1 pseudogene is annotated in these 429 nt (G+C 62.2%); it reads right to left on the reverse strand.

Going from position 1 to position 429, the window contains the following annotated elements:
• Positions 1-429, reverse strand: a pseudogene (locus I8746_RS26975) (hypothetical protein); the annotation flags it as partial.

Below are 429 nucleotides of genomic sequence, written 5' to 3' on the forward strand. Positions count from 1 at the left end.
TCCAGCAGGCACACCAGCCCGGAGACACGCACTTTGTAGAAGTCACTGTTACGGGCCTGCATCAACCCTTCAGCCCAGGCCTGGTCGAGGTACCTTGATACCTGGCCTGCACTGCGTTGTGGGTTAATGGGCTGCCCGCTACGTGCAGCTTCACTCAGGCGAATATCGACAGCCGCTTCATGCACCGAAGCGAACAAGGTCAGCCGCAAACCCTGGTGCAGTGCGCGGTCCATGCTGTTGGGGGTCGCGGTGCGCAGCACTTGCCGCCCCAGCGCGACGTACCAGGCATACAGGCCGATGCTGGCCGTGCTGCTCTGTGCCTGCATCTGTTCGTACAGGGTGTTGATGCGCCCAAAGGCATTGGCAGCGGCATGGGCTTGCCTGGCAAGCGCTTCCGGCAGGGCGAAGGATGACGCTGACTGTGGTTCG

Origin of the sequence: Pseudomonas sp. USTB-Z (assembly GCF_019691255.1) — a bacterium.
GTDB classification, from domain to species: Bacteria; Pseudomonadota; Gammaproteobacteria; order Pseudomonadales; family Pseudomonadaceae; genus Aquipseudomonas; species Aquipseudomonas alloputida.